The organism is Rufibacter soli, assembly GCF_054781795.1.
Map to the genome: position 1 here is coordinate 54,244 of NZ_BAAGTS010000003.1, position 16,152 is coordinate 70,395.

The following is a 16,152-nucleotide window of genomic DNA, read 5'->3' on the forward strand; positions in this document are numbered from 1 at the left end:
CAAAACGCCTGAGTCTAGACAAACTTTATCTTGATAGGGACGGTATAGCGGACAGACACTTTCTCGCCTTCCTGCTGACCGGGCGCCCAACGGGGCATGGACTTAATGGCATTGATGCCGGCTTTGCCCAGGGCCTCGTGGCTGGTCTGCAGCACCTCCACGTTTGACACCTTGCCGTTTTTGTCTATTATAAAACCGATCAAGGCCCTTCCCTCGGCCCCGGCCAGGCGCATACCGAAGGGTATTTTGACCGAGCGACCAATGTAACCCATCATTGCCTCCAGGCCTCCGGGGAACTCCGGCATAAGCATATGGGGATAATGGAGTACCTCGGCTCCCTGTTCGTCAAAGCAATGGCCCTCCACCAACTCGCCGGCGGCGTACATGTCCTGCCGCCGCAGCTGGCCGCTCTGGTGGAAGGACTTTACCTCACCGTGCAGCTTGCCCTTTTCATAATGCCGCACAAACTTCAGGTGGCCGTCGTCAAACCATCCCTCAGATTTACCCTGCAGCTTGTTGTGGACATAGTTTTCCCTCTGTTCCAGCTGCCCGTTCTTGTGCCAAAGCAGCGTAGGCCCTTCCCGCACGGAGTCTAGCTTGGCATAGTTGATTTGCTGGTATTTAGCGCCTGAGATAAAATATTCATGCCGGTAGCCCTTCCCTGTTTTGGCGTCTAATACCCGGTCTACCCTAAAGTACACGGCTCTATCTTTGGGCACCGGCTTGTAACTTGCGCTCAGGTAAATGGCGCTGTCTGCCTGGCAAAGCCCGGCCATGGAGGCCCAGCCCCACAGGAGCACGACCAGAATACAATTTCTCATTAGATTTCAGATAACGCGCCTACCTTTAGTAAGGCACCTTTTTTGGATGAATATATGTTATAGCAAGATAAGCACTAATTTTGGGAATGATTCTTTTCAACGAAACCGTAAGCATAGATAACACCGTGGCCGCCGAGTGGCTGCAGTGGATGCAGGAAACCCATATCCCGGCCGTCATGGCCACCACGTATTTCCTTAATTACCAGATTGCCAAAGTCATGGAGGAAGAGGAAACCGGTGGTTCTACCTACGCCATCCAATACTACGCCCGCCACATGGATGACCTGCTGGAATACCACCGCGAGCATGACCAGGACATGCAATCCAGAATGCAGGCCAAATACCCCGGACAGTACGTGGCCTTCCGGACGGTATTGGAGGTAGTAGAGAACCCCGCCAAGCCATAACAATTTCAGCCAGGGCGCATTTTTGTTTTGGCCTTACTTTTACAAAAACGGCCTGGAAACGCATTCGTCTCCAGGCCGTTTTTTTGGTTGGCAAAATAAGATTAGAACTGCTGCAGTTGCTGCTCGCTTAGGTTACAGTTAATCCATTCCCCGTCCAGGTCGGCGCCAATGCTGCGGTAGAAATTGATGGCCGGCTCGTTCCAGTCCAGTACCTGCCATTTCATGCGCTTGTAGCGGCCTGCTTTGGCAGCCTCAACCACGGCGTTGAACAGCAGCCGGCCTATGCCTTGCCTTCTCAGGCTCTCTGTCACCACAATATCCTCCAGGAACAGCATCTTGCCTTTCCAGGTGGAATAGGCGGTGTAATAAAGGGCAATGCCCACAATTCCTTTCTCCACAGAATCTGCCACGTAGAACTCAAAGATAGGCTCCTGGCCAAACCCGTCGCGGCGCATGTCTTCCAGGGTGTTGGTCACTTCATTGGGGGCTTTCTCAAACACGGCCAGTTCTACAATCAGGGCATGCACACCGGGCAAATCGGCCTCAGTTCCTTTTCTTATGGTTACGGTTACACTCATGGTCTTTCTTTGGTTAGAGCGCCCGGCGGGCGAGGCGCAAGTTACAATACCCGCCATTCAATAAAAAAAGCCGGAGCGTGGGCCCCGGCTTTTCCTTTATCAGGAAGTGTTACTTCCCTGCGTAGGGATTCACACCCATGTTATAAAAGACAAATGACCAGACATCAGCGGCCTCAGCGATCTGGGCCGTGGTAGACTTCCCGGCGCCGTGACCGGCTTTCACGTCTACCCTGATTAGGTAGGGGTTGGGCCCGGCGCCTTTCTCCTGCAGCGTGGCAATGTACTTGAAGGAGTGGGCCGGCACCACGCGGTCGTCATGATCTGCGGTGGTGACCAGTGTGGCCGGGTAGCTCACGCCTTCCTTGATGTTGTGGATAGGCGAGAACGCCAGCAGGTTCTGGAACTGCGCGGCGTCATCTGAGGAACCGTACTCCGGTACCCAAGCCCAGCCAATGGTGAACTTGTGGAAGCGTAGCATGTCCATTACCCCTACGGCCGGCAGGGCTACCTTGAATAATTCTGGCCTCTGGTTGGCTACGGCACCAATGAGCAGACCGCCGTTAGAGCCCCCGGCAATGGCCAGTTTCTGGGATGAAGTGTATTTCTGTCCCACCAGGTACTCGGCGGCGGCAATGAAGTCATCAAATACGTTCTGCTTGTTAGGGGTCATGCCGGCTTTGTGCCAGGCCTCGCCGTACTCGCCCCCGCCGCGTATGTTGGCAATGGCCAGCACGCCGCCGTTTTCCAGCCACAGCATGCGTGAGATACTGAAGCCCGGGGTGGTAGAGGAATTGAATCCGCCGTAGGCGTATAGGTAAGTGGGGTTATTGCTGTTCAGGGCCAGGCCTTTTTTGTGCACAATGAACATAGGAATCTTGGTGCCGTCCTTGCTGGGGTAAAAGACCTGCTTGGTTTCATAAGCCTCCATGTCCACGTCTACCTCGGCTTTGCGGTACAGGGTAGATTTATTGGCGGCTACGTCATACTGGTACACGGCGCTGGGGTAGGTGAAGGAGTTGAAGGTGTAGAACACGGTCTTGTCTTCCTTCTTGCCACCAAAGCCCCCCGCCGAACCCAGGGTAGGCAGTTGCACGTCATGCAGCCATTTGCCGTTGGTGTCATGCACGCGTACCAGCGTGGCGGCGTCTTTCATGTAGTTGAGGATAAGCTTGCCCCCAACTAAATCTACGCCTCCCAGCACATTGTCGGTCTCTGCTACCAGGGTTTTCCAGTTGGCTTGCTGCGGCTTCTTGAGGTCAATCTGGATGAGCTTGTATTTGGGGGCGCCCTGGTTGGTAAGCACAATCAGCTTGTCACCTACGTTCTCTACCACGCCGTACTCTTTGTCAAAGGTCTCTACCAGCGGCACAATGGGGCTGTTGGGTTTGCTGAGGTCCTTCACGTACAAAGAGTTGTTGCTGGTTCCCTCAGAAGCAGTGAGGATAAGGTATTTCTCGTCTTCAGTGGTACTGGCGAACAGCAGGCGCAGCGGGTGGCCTTTGGCTTCCCAGATGAGTTTATCCTGGCTTTGGGGCGTTCCTACCTTGTGGTAATACACCTGGTGGTTCTCGTTCTTGTTAGCCATCTTGGAGCCCTTGGTAGGCTCTGCGTAGCGGCTGTAGAAGAACCCGTCTTTGTACCAGCTGGTACCCGAGAACTTGATCCAGTGAAGCTCATCAGACAGCTTCTTGCCGGTGGCAACATCCAGCACATAGGCGTCACGCCAGTCTGAACCGCCCGTAGAGGTGGTATACACCGCGTACTTGGCGTCTTTGCTGAAGTCCAGGCTACCCAAAGACGTGGTGCCGTCAGCGGACAGTTTGTTGGGGTCCAGGAACAGTTCCGGGGTGCCGTCCAGGCCTTTCTGGCGGTAAATCACGGCCTGGTTCTGGAGACCATCGTTCTTAGTGAAATAGTAATAGGCGCCTTCACGGAAGGGAGCCCCGTATTTAGGGTAGTTCCAGAGTTTGGTGAGGCGCTGTTTGATCTGCTCCCGGAACGGGATTTTAGCCAAGTAATCAAAGGTGACCTTGTTTTGGGCCCTTACCCATTCGGCCACGTTCTGGGCGGTGTCGGCTTCCAGCCAGCGGTAAGGATCGGGGACCTGGGTGCCATGGTAGGTGTCAACGTGGTTTATTTTCTCGGTTTTGGGGTACATAAGCGAAGATTTGGTAGCCACGGCGGGCGCTTCGGCCGTTGGGGCTGTAGGAGCGGTGGCCCCTGAGGTGGGAGCCGGGCTGGTTTTACAGCCGGTCATTGCCGCCAACGCAGCAATACAAACATATACAGCGGTTTTGTTCATAGAGGTTGGTCTTAATGTACTTATATAGACGAAAGAAAGATGCAAAAAGTGATGGCCGCTCCTGTTAGGGCGGCTTTAAGTAACTCGGTTATTCCAAAGTTACGCAGCCGGCGTTTCTTTTCCGTTAGCCCCCGGCAGTATCTGCCACCAAAGCCGGGTAACGGCCTTCACCCCGGGCAGGTACAGCAGCCCCGCCCGGTAATAATGCGTGTCCAGGAGCCGCTGCCGGTAGGCCTCAAATCCTCTAAACACCTCTTCTTGGCCCTCCCAGTCTTGGTACCGCCGCCGGTAGCGGGCGAGGTTTCCTTTCCCTTCAAAGAGTACCTGAGTAGGCACCGCCAGCTTCTGCCGGTACTGCCTGAGCACTAATCCATACGGGAAAAACAGGCAAACCAGCGTGAGGCAGGCTACCACAAAGAAAATAAGGAAGGCAAACTGGTTGATAAGGTGAAACAGCACCAGAAACCCGCCTACCCAGGGCCGTAACGGTGGGTGCCAGGCCGCGGCTACCGCCGAAGTGAGCATGTACAGCACCAACACGAACCCTAGTTGCCACACCCACGGCCAATCTGCATAAAGCTGTGCCATGGCAAAGGGCTGGTCATAGTCCCGGAAACTGACCACTGCGTTATAGAGCGCGGCCTCGGGCCGAAGCCAATGCACGTCTGTACCCGCAGAGAGCATTTTCTTGCCCAGCGCCGCTATTTTCCAAATCCCCGACAGCGTGTACACAAATAGCAACCCGAAGTAGAACCAATTGATAATAGTGTATTGTACCCGATCAGGTGTATTTCTGGCGGGATGGTGCACTTGCACGAACACCAGAAAAAGGTGCGCCAGCAGAAACAGGTGGTTCACGTGCGGCAGGTACCCATAACTCCACAGCACCAGATTGATCCACAGCAAGCCCGCCGCCAAAAATGCCTGCAGCCACAGGCTTTTTTTATGAACCAGCTTTACCAGGTTTATTACGGCACAGATGGCCGCTACCAGCCAGAAAAGCTCTTTGCCCGGCAACTCAGGGGCCACTAACCTCCCCACCCAAGTCAAAGGTTCATAAAGGTCAGTTGGCCGTTGCAGGTACATGGCATATTTCTCCAGGGCCCAATACAGCCACACAAACGTGAAAAGCCTTAGCGCCTGCTCTGCGTAATAGAAATCAAAAGCGGCCCGCCAATACCGGTTGTGCAGACTGCCCTGAGTCTGTTTTCCTTCGGCCTGAGAGGTGGGTGGCATCATGACCTTAAAAACGGACAACGGTATAAGCTTTAAAGATTTGCGGGTGCTGTAGCAAGTCCTGCACTGTGGCGCTTTCCTTTACCACGCGGTATTCCTGGGCCTGCGGGTGCAGGTACTTGACCAGGGCATGCAGTTTTGTCCGGCTTTGGGTAGCGTGGGCGCTGTCTGCCAGGGTCCGGTTTACCCAGTAGTCAAGGGTATACACGTAATCATCCTGGTCAAACGTACGGGTGGCCCGCACCGCCTGCCGCTGAAAGGTAGCCTGGCCTGGCTGACGGGTGTAGATACGATAGGTGCTGTAGTGGTTGTCGCTGCCGCGGGGCTGCGTGAAGAGTTTCCAGTTGGCAAAGGGGTAGAGTTCGCCCCAGCCCTTAATCAGGGTGAAAGAAGAAAATAAGGACCCCAGGATGCTGACCACCACTAATACTTGCAGACAAAGAAGGCGCCGGGAACGGGAAGGCATACGCATCACAAAGGCTTTCTGCACCCATATTAAAGAAAAGCGGGGTATTTTCCCAATACCACTAAACAGCCCGGGCCATTTGCGCCGACATTGGATTAAGCCCGGTTAGAAACTATTCTGTTAAATGTGTTCCTTTTTGGCTTGAAGCTACTGGCATATTTGCCCAATGGCCTTTAATTGGTTTACTTTTTACAAGCCCGCTCCATGAAACCCACCCGTAATTTACTTCTACTCCTCTTGCTCCTGGCTTTTGCGGGAACGGCCAATGCCCAAACCAAGCCTGCCGCCACTGTGCAGGAACCCCAGGACGGCCAGATGAAAACCTATTACATGGCCTTCCTGAAAAAGGGACCTAACCGAAGCCATGACTCCCTCACCGCCGCCAACATTCAGGCGGCGCACATGGCCCATATCAACAAAATGGCCGCCGATGGCAAGCTGACCATGGCCGGTCCCTTTCTGGATGACGGTGATCTGCGTGGCATCTTCATTTTCAATGTAAAAACCATGGAAGAGGCCAAAGCGCTCACCGAGGCAGACCCAGCCGTGAAGGCAGGCCGCCTTATCATGGAACTGCACCCCTGGTTTTCCCAGAAGGGCGCTAAGTTGCAATAAGTCTGTTTTGAGGCTATTTTTTGAAAAACGGGCCCAAAACGAAAATAAATTTTTATACCTGCACAATATACCACCTATTGCCTGCGTTTTAGGGGCAAAATAGTTGTTGTGAAAGTACTAAAGGGATTTGGCCAGAACGGTCAGATCCCTTTGCGTTTTTATGGGGTTAGGTAAAAGGTGCTAAGTAAGAGTTTTACAGAAGCTGCCTGTTTTAATTTAGGTATTTACAGATAGACCTGTTTTACCCCTGTTTTTCAGAAAATGGCCTTAAAACAGCGCTATTTTCACAAAGTGAAGGCAATACCCCGCCCTCTGCCAGCGTTCTACCCCTTGAAGTAGTTTCTGTTTAGCTTGGTCAAGGCACGTACCTTTAGGGGTGGGTGCCTTAACTTTTTTTAGCCAAACCCTACTTCTCCCATCCATACAGGTAATATAATCCGTAGCTATATTGCAATCCCAGAATCTAACCGGTAGTTTCCCAGGTTGGAAGAACAATTGCCCCCCTTAGAAATATCAGGATTCAGTTAACCAGCGGTCACCATGAAACACCGGTTTACCCACCAATTTTTTCGTTTTCCCAAACATCCGGCCACTGCCTGCCTGCTGGCAGCTGGTCTCTGGATAATATCGCTCGCTTCAGCGTTTGCGCAGGAAGTCTGCCTGCTATTGCCCCTGTCTTTGGAGGAGCGCGTGCAAACCTCTGAGGTAGTGGTGGAGGGAAAGGTAATCAGCCAGCGTTCTTTCTGGGACGAGAAGCACGAGAACATCTACACCGCCCACCAGGTGGAAGTCTATAAAGTCTTTAAGGGAACTCCGGCGGGGAGCCAGGTGGAGATCATTACTGAAGGGGGCCGCGTAGACCTGGACATGCACGTGTACTCGGCCACGCTTCAGCTTAAACCCCAGCAACAGGGCGTTTTTTTCCTGCAGAAGCCCAAAAGCAAAAACACCGTGCCTTATACCGTGACAGGGAGCATGCAGGGCTTTATACGCTATGAACTGGAGCAAGGCACCGCGCGTGACCCGTTCCAGAAATATGCCTCCATCCCCCTGGAAGTCTACGGAGCCCTGACCCGCCTCTCTGGCACCGCGCCCCGCACCGTGCAGGCCAACCCAGACCTGGAGGAAGCCTTGGCCCCTAAGCCCGCCAGCGCTAACCAACGCCGCCTTATTCCGTTGATCACCAGCTTTAGCCCCCTGAGCCTAAGGGCTGGCACCGGCGATGTGCTCACCATCACCGGCACCAACTTCGGGACTACGCGCGGAAGCGGCTACGTAGAGTTCCGTAACGCAGATGAAGGGGGTACCTCGTTTATCAAGCCATTGGCTACAGACTACATTAGCTGGACAGATAGCGAGATTAAGGTGAAAGTACCCAGCCAGGGCCTGAACGGAGGCACCGCCGGCACCGGCACGTTCAGGGTAGTGAACAGTGACCCCAACACCGCCACCTCGGCTGCGCCCATCAATATTATCTATGCGGTTTCTAACGTAGAGTTTGAAGACAATGCCCGCAACATTCCCTCGCAGAGCTTCCAGCCGCGGCTTATCTCGCAGAACGGGCTGGGTGGCTACACGTTCAGGTTTGGGGCCAGCTTTGAGAGCAATACGCCGGCCCTGCATGCCTTTAAGCGCGCCATGAACGAGTGGTCCTGCTCCACCTTTATCAACTGGGTGACCGCCTCTAATTCGCCTATTGCCACCACCGCCGATGATAACGTGAACGCCGTGCGCTTCGCCTCTTCCGGGGAGTTGCCCGCCAACGTGCTGGGGCGTACCATTAGCCGGTACCGGGGCTGTATCCTGGGCACCACGGTTAACTTCTGGGTAGATGAAATTGACATGGAGTTTGCCCAGCGCAGCGACTGGCAATATGGACCGGCCATTTCTACCAACATTCAATTTGATTTCCAGAGTGTGGTGGTACATGAGTTGGGCCACGGGCACCAATTGAGTCACCTTATCCTGCCCCGGGCGGTCATGCACTATGCGGTTGCCAGGGGCCAGTCTTCCCGTACCCTTAACCCAGAGAATGACATTGCCGGCGGAAACTACGTGATGGCCCTGAGCGCCACGGCCTCGCCCTGCAACATTGCCAAGATGGTACCCAAGCCCGCCAATGCCTGTGCCATACCCGTAGAGCAGCTTAAACTAACCGGCGAGTTCACCAACAACCAGGTGCTATTGAAATGGAGCACCGAAACCGAGACCGGCCTCACCGAGTTTGTGGTGGAGAGAAGTGAAGACGGCGTCACCTACACGCCTATTGGCACGGTGCCAGCCAGCGGAAATTCCACCTCGCCGCGATCTTACCAGTTCATTGATCCTAATCCGTTCCCAGCCCTTACCTATTACCGCCTGCGGCTGATTAGGACCAACGGCACGCTGGAGTATTCTGAGGTGATACAGATTACTGGTCCGTCTTTTGTGCGGCAACTGGCCCCTAACCCCGGTGGCGGCAAAACCTTCCTGTATTTCAATACCACAGAGGCAGATGTTGTAAAACTGACCATCTATGACCTCAGCGGCCGCCTCTTTGGCGAAGTCACGGTGAACGTGGTGCCGCAGTCTAACCGCTATGAACTCACCCTACCAGTGGCTGGTCAGGGGCTGTACCTTATCAGGTGGCAATCCAGACGCGAGAAAGGAACGGTACGGTACGTTAAAATAGACAAGCAGGAGGAATAGCGCCCTCCTATTTTGAGGCCGTTTTTGGTAAAACAGGCGTAAAACAGGATGGGCTTGCCTTGGGTATACTTTCTGCTTGCTTTGGACGCAGGACGGCCGTAGTTTAGGGCTTTGCCTTGAGCCATGCCACAAATGACCTGGGAGCGCCTGATCTCCAAGAAACGCTTTGATGCCCAAACCCCGCAATACGCCACTGATGAGGACGTGCGCGGGGAGTTCCAGCGCGACTATGACCGCCTGGTGTTCTCCACGCCTTTCCGGCGCCTGCAGAACAAAACCCAGGTGCTGCCCATGCCCGAGAGTGACTTTGTGCACAACCGGCTTACCCATAGCCTGGAGACTTCTTGCGTTGGGCGCTCCTTGGGCCGTCTGGTAGGCAAAACTATTCTAGAGCGCCACCCCGCCATTCTGCAAGCGCATCCCAGCATGCTGGAGTCTGACTTCGGGGATATGGTGGCGGCCGCCTGCCTGGCGCATGACATTGGAAACCCTCCCTTCGGGCATTCCGGGGAAGACGCTATCTCTGCCTATTTCAGAAGTCCGGAAGCCCTCGGCTTTCTGCAGGACCTTACCTCGGCCCAGGCCGAAGATCTGCGCAATTTTGAGGGCAACGCCGCCGGTTTCAGGATTCTTACCCACACGCACCCCGGCCAGAGCAGCGGTTCCTGCGGCATGCGCCTCACGTACAGCACCCTGGCCACGTTCACCAAATACCCCCGCCCCGCTGACCAGGTAATTAAAGGCACCAAAAATGCCAGCGAGAAAAAGTACGGTTTCTTCCAGGCCGAGCAGGCCCATTTCACCAAGATAGCGCAGGAACTGGGCATGCTACCCGCGGGCCAGAACGCGTTTCATCGGCACCCCATGGCCTTTCTGGTGGAAGCCGCCGATGATATCTGTTACCGCATCATTGACTTTGAAGACGGTTGCCGCCTGGGCCTCATCCCATTTGAGCAGGCGCAGGCGCTGTTACAGCCTCTTCTGAAAGAGACCGCTGGTAAACCTTCCAGCATCACGTTCCATGATGAGCGCGAACAGCTGGGCCTCTGGCGGGCCCGTATTATCAGCAACCTTATCTATGAGTGCGCCGGTATTTTCCTGGACCATGAAGAGGCCATCCTGAACGGCACCTTTGACCAATCATTGATTAATCTGGTGGCGCAGAAACCGGCCCTGGACGAGATCAAGAAAGTGTCTATTGACCGCATTTACCGCCACCGGCCAGTGCTGGAGATTGAAGCCGCGGGCTTTGAGGTACTAGGCGGCCTTCTGGATGCGTTCCTGCAGGCCGTGTTTGACCCCAACGCCGGCCGCCACCGTAAGTACCTGGACTTGGTGCCCGATCAGTTCCTGGGGCCGCAGCGCCAGCTTTCTTCAGATAAATATGAGAAGATCCTCAACATCACAGACTTCATCTCGGGCCTCACAGACAGCAGCGCCATCAGCCTGTTCAGGAAGATAAGGGGGATTGATTTGCCTAAGATGTATTAGGGTTTACGGGGAATGGAAGGTTAGACGCTGCCAAGCATTTTGGGCAGATTGCGTTTCTGACCCGTTTTCATGAAATCAGGCTTAAAACAACAGAAAGCAGATTGGTGCTTCACACATCAAGCGGTCTTCTCCTACAACTTCAGCTTTAACTGGGGCATATTCTGCAATTGTTTCATGGTTTCCAGCAAACCCAGTTGCTTCAGGACGGGGCCAGCGTTGGGTAAACCAATGACTTGCCAATAGGTGCCTTTGTCCACCATCTGTACTTCCACAATAACCGGTTTGGGTTGGGAGGGCATGCGCAGGTCAAGACCTACCACGGCCAGGGAGTCTTGCCGGTTCACGTAGGTAATTCCCTCTAGCTTACTGTTGATAAGCGGGTTCTCTTCCAGCAGTTTTTGCAAGGGCAATACTGACTGCAACTGTTCCCATTCCTGCGTATTCACGCCTTTGGGGGCCTGCTGCCCAGTGCTTCCTTTCTCTACATACTGTTCAATGCCTTCGCGCAGCGCCTGCAAGACCTGCTCTTTTTTAGAGGCCATGGCCATGCCCAGCACAATGGCCGCCACGGCCTGCTGCTTCTGGGGAAGCTCGGCCATACCCGCCTGCATGGCCTGGTCCAGGAAACTGGCCGTGGTACGGTCTACGTCAACGTATTTCTCCAGGGCCGCCATGTCTCGGTTATCTACCGCCTGCTTGATCTGGTACAGGGAGTACTCCGGCCCTTGGGCATACCGTTTATAGAGCCAGAACCCTACCGCCCCAATGACTACCAGCACGGAGAGCAACGCCATTATTCTCTTCATAGGAAACCTGTTAGACGCCTCTTAATAGTCCGGCAAGAAACTCCTCGCCAGTTTGGGTCTGCTTTAGATACTTGCTTTTACAGGAAATGTTGTAGCCCCCAGAAAGAACCTGAAAGTGGGGATTAAAGAATGGGCTAAGCCAAAAGGAGCTTGGGCGTTTTGGGCCTGTTTTTCTAAAAACAGCCTTAAAACACCCAGGCTCCTTTTCTATGTTTATAACATTCCGGCCCCAACCGCCAACAGCGCACCGGCCAGGGTGGCCAACAGTTTGCCTTGGTTAAATCGGTGCTCTGGGCTGGACTCAAACAAGATGGTGGTGGAAATATGAAGGAAGTTACCCACCACTAACCCTGAAAGAACGGTATAGGCCTCGCCGGAAAGCAGCTTCTCCAGGGCAATGTAGTTGCTGAACAACAGTCCTGCCGGAGCCGCCGCCGCAAACAGCAGCAGGTACGCAAATGCCTTCTTGAAACTATGCAGCCGGGCCACCAGCACAGACATTAAGGCAATGGCCGCCGGAATGTGGTGCAGTGCAATACCTGCCAGAATGGTATAGAAATTGTCGCCTACGTGAGAGTGATGCAGGTGCTCATGCGCCTGTTGGGCGGCCATGCGGCTCTGTACCATAATACTGCCCTCCAGAAACGAGTGGATGATCAATGACACCAGCAATAGGATGGGCACCGTACTTACGTGGCGGTGCTGGTGGCCTTCGCGGGCTGGGTGCGCGTGAATGTGCCCGTGTTCTACCCCATGGGAAAACACCTCTAAGACCAATTGCAGGAAAAAGCCGGCCAGCACATAAAACCCCACGCGGTGCGGGTCATCTGTGCTGAGCAGCACGTCTGGCAGAATGTGCAGAATGGTGAGCGCGAAAAGGTAGGCCCCACTGAACGCCAGCAGCATCTTAAGCCAGCGTTGGTTTTGCTGGGGCAGAAAACGGACCAGCCAACCGGCCAGCAGAACGGTAAAGAATAGAACGGAAACCGCTACTATCATGTGGGTTATCGCTTCAGGATGAAAATCATACGCTCGCTTTTCTCAGGGTCAAAGGGCTTCAGGTGGTAATCCCCGAACACCTCGCCTACCCGCAGCTGGGCCATCTGGAAGTACTCCAGAAACTCCTCGTACTCCAGCGCGCGTACTTTCTCTATGAACTCAAAAGGCTGCCCCCGGTCCTCAAACCTAATGGTCTTGATGATAAAGCCAGCCTCCAGTTTACGGGTAATGTGAAAGGTGATGTTCTCTACTTCTTTCACCTCATGCGCCACCAGGCGGTTAATCACCCGGCGGGTGTTCATGAAATCTATCACTAGCTTGCCGCCTACCTTCAAAGAAGCCGCCGTAGCCCGCAAGGCCACCACGTTCTCAGCATCCGCCTGAAAATAGCCAAAGCTGGTGAACAGGTTCAGCACAAAGTCAAACGTGTCTGGCTGGAACACCTCGCGCATGTCATGCACAAAGAAGCGCAGCCGCTCATTCTCAAACTGTTTGGCAAAGGCAATGCTCTGCTCAGAAAGGTCAAGGCCGGTCACGTCATAGCCTTTCTCATTGAGGTAGATGGCATGGCGCCCTTTGCCACAGGCCAGGTCCATTAATTTGCAGTTCGGCTTGGGCTTGAGGTGATCCAACAGGTTGTCCATAAACCGTTGGGCCTCATTGGCGTCACGGTTTTTGTATAACAGGTGGTAATAGGGAGAATCAAACCAAGTACTGAACCAATCAATGGGTGATGTCATGCCAATGGGGTAAGAAGTAAAGCGTAAGCGCGTGGCTACCGGCCAGTGGCCACGCCCGGGCTTACTGAGCTCCGTTAGGGCCTGCGGTGGCGGCCGGGTTCTTTACCAGGTCCATGCCACATACCGGGCATTTACCGGGGTTCATGCTGGCACTGCCTTCGCACTCCATAGGGCAGATATAGGCCATCTGTCCGGTCTGGGTAGCGGCAGAAGTGTCTGCGGCGGCTTCTGTCTGGGCGGGGGCGGTAGCCTCAGCGGCAGGTTGCTCCTTGGTGGAAGAAGAGCAGGAAGAAACGGTTACAAGGGCCGTAAGGGCAAAAGCCCAGGATAAAAAGGTCTTTTTCATGTCTAAAAGCAAAAGGTACGCCGAAGCCCGTTTCTGGCCTGTTTACCGAAAAACAGGCCAGAAACGGGCTTCACGCTGAATGGACGATTAGTGGTTCTCTACCGCTTCTTTCTGGGTAGCTTTCTGAGAAGGGTCTATTTCCTTATCGCTGCCCGGCTTGGTTTTTTTCTCGTGCTCGTCATGGTTCACCTGTGTGTCTGGGCGGGTTACCTCTTCGTCATTACTGCTATTGTCAATGTTAGACGTGTTGTTACGCATGCCAGGAGGCACGGTATCAACAGACACTTTTACACCAGGGCGCAAGTCAGACGGGTTGCTGCTGCAGGAAGCCAGCAGAAGAGTACCGGCCACGGCTAAAACGGATAGGGTATTTTTTATCATTTTCAAGGAAGTTATATCAAAAACAAATTAAGCTACTTTAGACGCTTCTGTGGGAATAAAGTTCTTACGGCGCAACAGCGAGTCCATGAGCTTGAGGTCATTGGGGCTGTTAAAGATACGGAACGGCAGGTGCAGAAACACTGGCACGTTGAAGTTCTTAGCCAGCCACCCTTTAAAGCCACCCGGTAACTGGTCAGCGGAGGGGCCTTTGAGGTACAGGAAGTACGAGTCTTTGTTCTGGGTCACGCGCTCAATCATGTCCCACTGCAGGGCCATGCCCTCGCGGTCATTGCGTTTGATGAGGATCTGGCGCTGGTCAATCTCATAGTTCACCCGCTCAAACAGCACGCTGCTCTGTTCCATCTGGGTAACCCCCATCACCTGGGCAGAACGCACCAGCACATAGAGCACGGTCACCAACACAGCACCCGCTACCCACCACCAGGAGAAGGCAAAAGCCGCCGGCAAAGAGAAAAGCACCAACGGAATAAGGGCCCGCCACCACTCTTTCTTCCAGACCTGCAGCAAAGCTATCTTGGCGTAGTCGTTTTTATCTACCTGGTTCTTCTTGGTCCGGATAGCCAGCGGGTTGAATGGTTGCTGTTGGGTAACCCGTTGTCCTCCTCGTTGATTTGGTTGTTGCATAATTTACTCTACTTAATAAAAAGGACATAAGACTCAGGACACAAGATGTAAGACTTCTGCTCCACCAACTTCTCCTTCTCTCTTTTGCCCAATCCTTTGTTTTTATTCTTTGTCTTATGTCTTGCGTCTTAAATCTTATATCAATTAAAACGCTTTTAAACTAAGGTCCAGGCTGCGGTTGGAGTGGGTGAGTGCGCCTACAGAGATATAGTTCACGCCCGTCTCGGCCACGGCCCGGATGGTTTCCTCGGTGATGCCGCCAGAGGCCTCGGTCTCAAACTTACCGCCAATCAAGGCTACCGCTTCGCGCAGTTGGTCTACCTTGAAGTTGTCTAGCATGATGCGGTCCACGCCGCCGGTCTCCAGCACCTGCTGCACTTCGTCCAGGTTACGGGTCTCTATCTCAATCTTGAGCGGTTTGCCCAGTTTCTCCAAATATCTGTGCGTGGCGTCAATGGCTTGGGTGATACCCCCGGCGTAATCCACGTGGTTGTCTTTGAGCATGATCATATCAAACAACCCAAACCGGTGATTGGTGCCGCCGCCTATCAAGACCGCCCACTTTTCCATCATCCTGAAGTTAGGGGTGGTTTTGCGGGTATCCAGCAATTTAGCGCCAGTGCCTTCAATCATTTTGGCCAGGCTGCGGGTGTAGGTGGCAATGCCGCTCATCCGCTGCATACAGTTCAGCACCAGCCGCTCGGCGGTCAAGATAGACTGCGCCTTGCCATGCACGGTAAAGGCCACCTCTCCGTAATGGATCTGGGCGCCGTCCTGCAGCAGCACTTCCAGATGCAGCGTGGGGTCAACCTCATGGAAAATCTTCCAGGCCAGTTCTACCCCGGCCAGTATGCCTTCATCCTTCACCAACAGCTTGGCCTGGTTGCTGGCACTCTCCGGAATAGCGGCCAACGACGAATGGTCGCCATCGGCTACGTCTTCCTGCAGGGCCTGCCGAATAAAGGCTTTGATAGCATCTTGGGTAAGGTAGGGAGCTTTCACGGTGCAAAAATAAAAAAAGGCACCGAACAATCGGTGCCTTTTGCAGGAATAGGCCAAAACGGGGCCATTATATTTCATCTATAGGACAAAAGCCCTACTTCTAAGGCTATTCTTCTGTCTTTTGTCTTACTAAAGTGCGGTCCGTCTTACTTAAACTCAATAGTGTCAATCTTATAGGCATCACCGTATTTCTTCACCTTTACCACCACATTGTAGCGGCCGCCTTTGTGGGCATATTTACCAATGGCGTAGCGCTGGCCGTCTTCTGAGCCACCCTGGTGGTCAAAGTTGAAATCTGCCGGCGGGTTTTTGCTGAAGAAGTTGCGCACCACCATCTCGGCCTGGCTTTGGCTGTAATTGCCGTTATCGCCGTCAATGATCACGTTTACCTTGGTGTTGAAATACCGGGCCAAGTCACGGGAAGAACCAGATTTGATAGCAGATTGGATACCGCCCATCACGTCAGACTGAGCAGCTACCTGTCCGGCTCCTACCAGCATTCCCAACAGCACCACGGTCATCGCCACCAATCTCTTTAAATTTTTCATGTCTTTATTGTAAGCAAGTTCTCTTCACTGTATGCCAAAACTATGCCAAAGACAGATTAGTTCAGCCCCTTAAAGATACAG

17 protein-coding genes are annotated in these 16,152 nt (G+C 53.7%); 4 read left to right on the forward strand and 13 right to left on the reverse strand.

What is annotated here, in order from left to right:
* Positions 1-14 precede the first annotated feature (14 nt).
* Positions 15-821, reverse strand: coding sequence for a TonB family protein (locus tag ACYVJQ_RS13640; RefSeq protein ID WP_460893655.1), 807 nt, complete (start codon positions 819-821; stop codon positions 15-17).
* An 86-nt stretch (positions 822-907) separates the two neighbouring features.
* Between ACYVJQ_RS13640 and ACYVJQ_RS13645 the strand changes: the two genes are divergently transcribed.
* Positions 908-1,228, forward strand: a complete 321-nt coding sequence (locus tag ACYVJQ_RS13645; protein WP_460893656.1) for a DUF4286 family protein — start codon at positions 908-910, stop codon at positions 1,226-1,228.
* A 101-nt stretch (positions 1,229-1,329) separates the two neighbouring features.
* Here ACYVJQ_RS13645 and ACYVJQ_RS13650 read toward each other — a convergent pair whose 3' ends face one another.
* The 4 genes from ACYVJQ_RS13650 to ACYVJQ_RS13665 all read right to left on the reverse strand — a co-directional run bounded on the left by ACYVJQ_RS13650 (position 1,330) and on the right by ACYVJQ_RS13665 (position 5,810).
* On the reverse strand, positions 1,330-1,806 hold the full coding sequence (locus ACYVJQ_RS13650; protein ID WP_460893657.1) for a GNAT family N-acetyltransferase: 477 nt from the start codon (positions 1,804-1,806) through the stop codon (positions 1,330-1,332).
* 109 nt (positions 1,807-1,915) lie between these two features.
* Complete coding sequence (locus ACYVJQ_RS13655; protein WP_460893658.1) at positions 1,916-4,108, reverse strand: prolyl oligopeptidase family serine peptidase; 2,193 nt, start codon at positions 4,106-4,108, stop codon at positions 1,916-1,918.
* 99 nt (positions 4,109-4,207) lie between these two features.
* Complete coding sequence (locus ACYVJQ_RS13660; RefSeq protein ID WP_460893659.1) at positions 4,208-5,347, reverse strand: hypothetical protein; 1,140 nt, start codon at positions 5,345-5,347, stop codon at positions 4,208-4,210.
* Positions 5,348-5,351: 4 nt separating this feature from the next.
* Positions 5,352-5,810: a hypothetical protein gene (locus ACYVJQ_RS13665; protein WP_460893660.1), complete on the reverse strand. Its 459-nt coding sequence runs from the start codon at positions 5,808-5,810 to the stop codon at positions 5,352-5,354.
* 204 nt (positions 5,811-6,014) lie between these two features.
* Between ACYVJQ_RS13665 and ACYVJQ_RS13670 the strand changes: the two genes are divergently transcribed.
* The 3 genes from ACYVJQ_RS13670 to ACYVJQ_RS13680 all read left to right on the forward strand — a co-directional run bounded on the left by ACYVJQ_RS13670 (position 6,015) and on the right by ACYVJQ_RS13680 (position 10,604).
* Positions 6,015-6,425, forward strand: a complete 411-nt coding sequence (locus ACYVJQ_RS13670) for a YciI family protein (protein WP_460893661.1) — start codon at positions 6,015-6,017, stop codon at positions 6,423-6,425.
* 540 nt (positions 6,426-6,965) lie between these two features.
* The gene (locus ACYVJQ_RS13675) at positions 6,966-9,113 is read left to right on the forward strand and encodes a T9SS type A sorting domain-containing protein (protein WP_460893662.1); all 2,148 of its coding nucleotides are present in this window, start codon (positions 6,966-6,968) and stop codon (positions 9,111-9,113) included.
* A gap of 123 nt (positions 9,114-9,236) precedes the next feature.
* Positions 9,237-10,604: a deoxyguanosinetriphosphate triphosphohydrolase gene (locus ACYVJQ_RS13680; RefSeq protein WP_460893663.1), complete on the forward strand. Its 1,368-nt coding sequence runs from the start codon at positions 9,237-9,239 to the stop codon at positions 10,602-10,604.
* A gap of 131 nt (positions 10,605-10,735) precedes the next feature.
* Here the strand turns inward: ACYVJQ_RS13680 and ACYVJQ_RS13685 are convergent, their stop codons facing one another.
* The 8 genes from ACYVJQ_RS13685 to ACYVJQ_RS13720 all read right to left on the reverse strand — a co-directional run bounded on the left by ACYVJQ_RS13685 (position 10,736) and on the right by ACYVJQ_RS13720 (position 16,071).
* Entirely contained in the window at positions 10,736-11,410 is a 675-nt protein-coding gene (locus tag ACYVJQ_RS13685) for a DUF2939 domain-containing protein (RefSeq protein ID WP_460893664.1), read from the reverse strand.
* Positions 11,411-11,623: 213 nt separating this feature from the next.
* Entirely contained in the window at positions 11,624-12,409 is a 786-nt protein-coding gene (locus tag ACYVJQ_RS13690; protein ID WP_460893665.1) for a ZIP family metal transporter, read from the reverse strand.
* Positions 12,410-12,414: 5 nt separating this feature from the next.
* A complete protein-coding gene (locus tag ACYVJQ_RS13695) occupies positions 12,415-13,149 on the reverse strand; it encodes an SAM-dependent methyltransferase (RefSeq protein WP_460893666.1) in 735 nt (244 codons plus the stop codon).
* Between the two features lie 61 nt (positions 13,150-13,210).
* A complete protein-coding gene (locus ACYVJQ_RS13700; RefSeq protein WP_460893667.1) occupies positions 13,211-13,495 on the reverse strand; it encodes a heavy metal-binding domain-containing protein in 285 nt (94 codons plus the stop codon).
* Between the two features lie 87 nt (positions 13,496-13,582).
* Positions 13,583-13,876 carry a hypothetical protein gene (locus ACYVJQ_RS13705; protein ID WP_460893668.1) on the reverse strand — a complete coding sequence of 98 codons (294 nt, stop codon included), beginning with the start codon at positions 13,874-13,876 and terminating at the stop codon, positions 13,583-13,585.
* 27 nt (positions 13,877-13,903) lie between these two features.
* Entirely contained in the window at positions 13,904-14,521 is a 618-nt protein-coding gene (locus ACYVJQ_RS13710) for a YcxB family protein (protein WP_460893669.1), read from the reverse strand.
* A 144-nt stretch (positions 14,522-14,665) separates the two neighbouring features.
* Complete coding sequence (gene nadC, locus ACYVJQ_RS13715) at positions 14,666-15,523, reverse strand: carboxylating nicotinate-nucleotide diphosphorylase (protein ID WP_460893670.1); 858 nt, start codon at positions 15,521-15,523, stop codon at positions 14,666-14,668.
* A gap of 146 nt (positions 15,524-15,669) precedes the next feature.
* Entirely contained in the window at positions 15,670-16,071 is a 402-nt protein-coding gene (locus ACYVJQ_RS13720) for a DUF4783 domain-containing protein (protein WP_460893671.1), read from the reverse strand.
* Positions 16,072-16,152 lie beyond the last annotated feature (81 nt).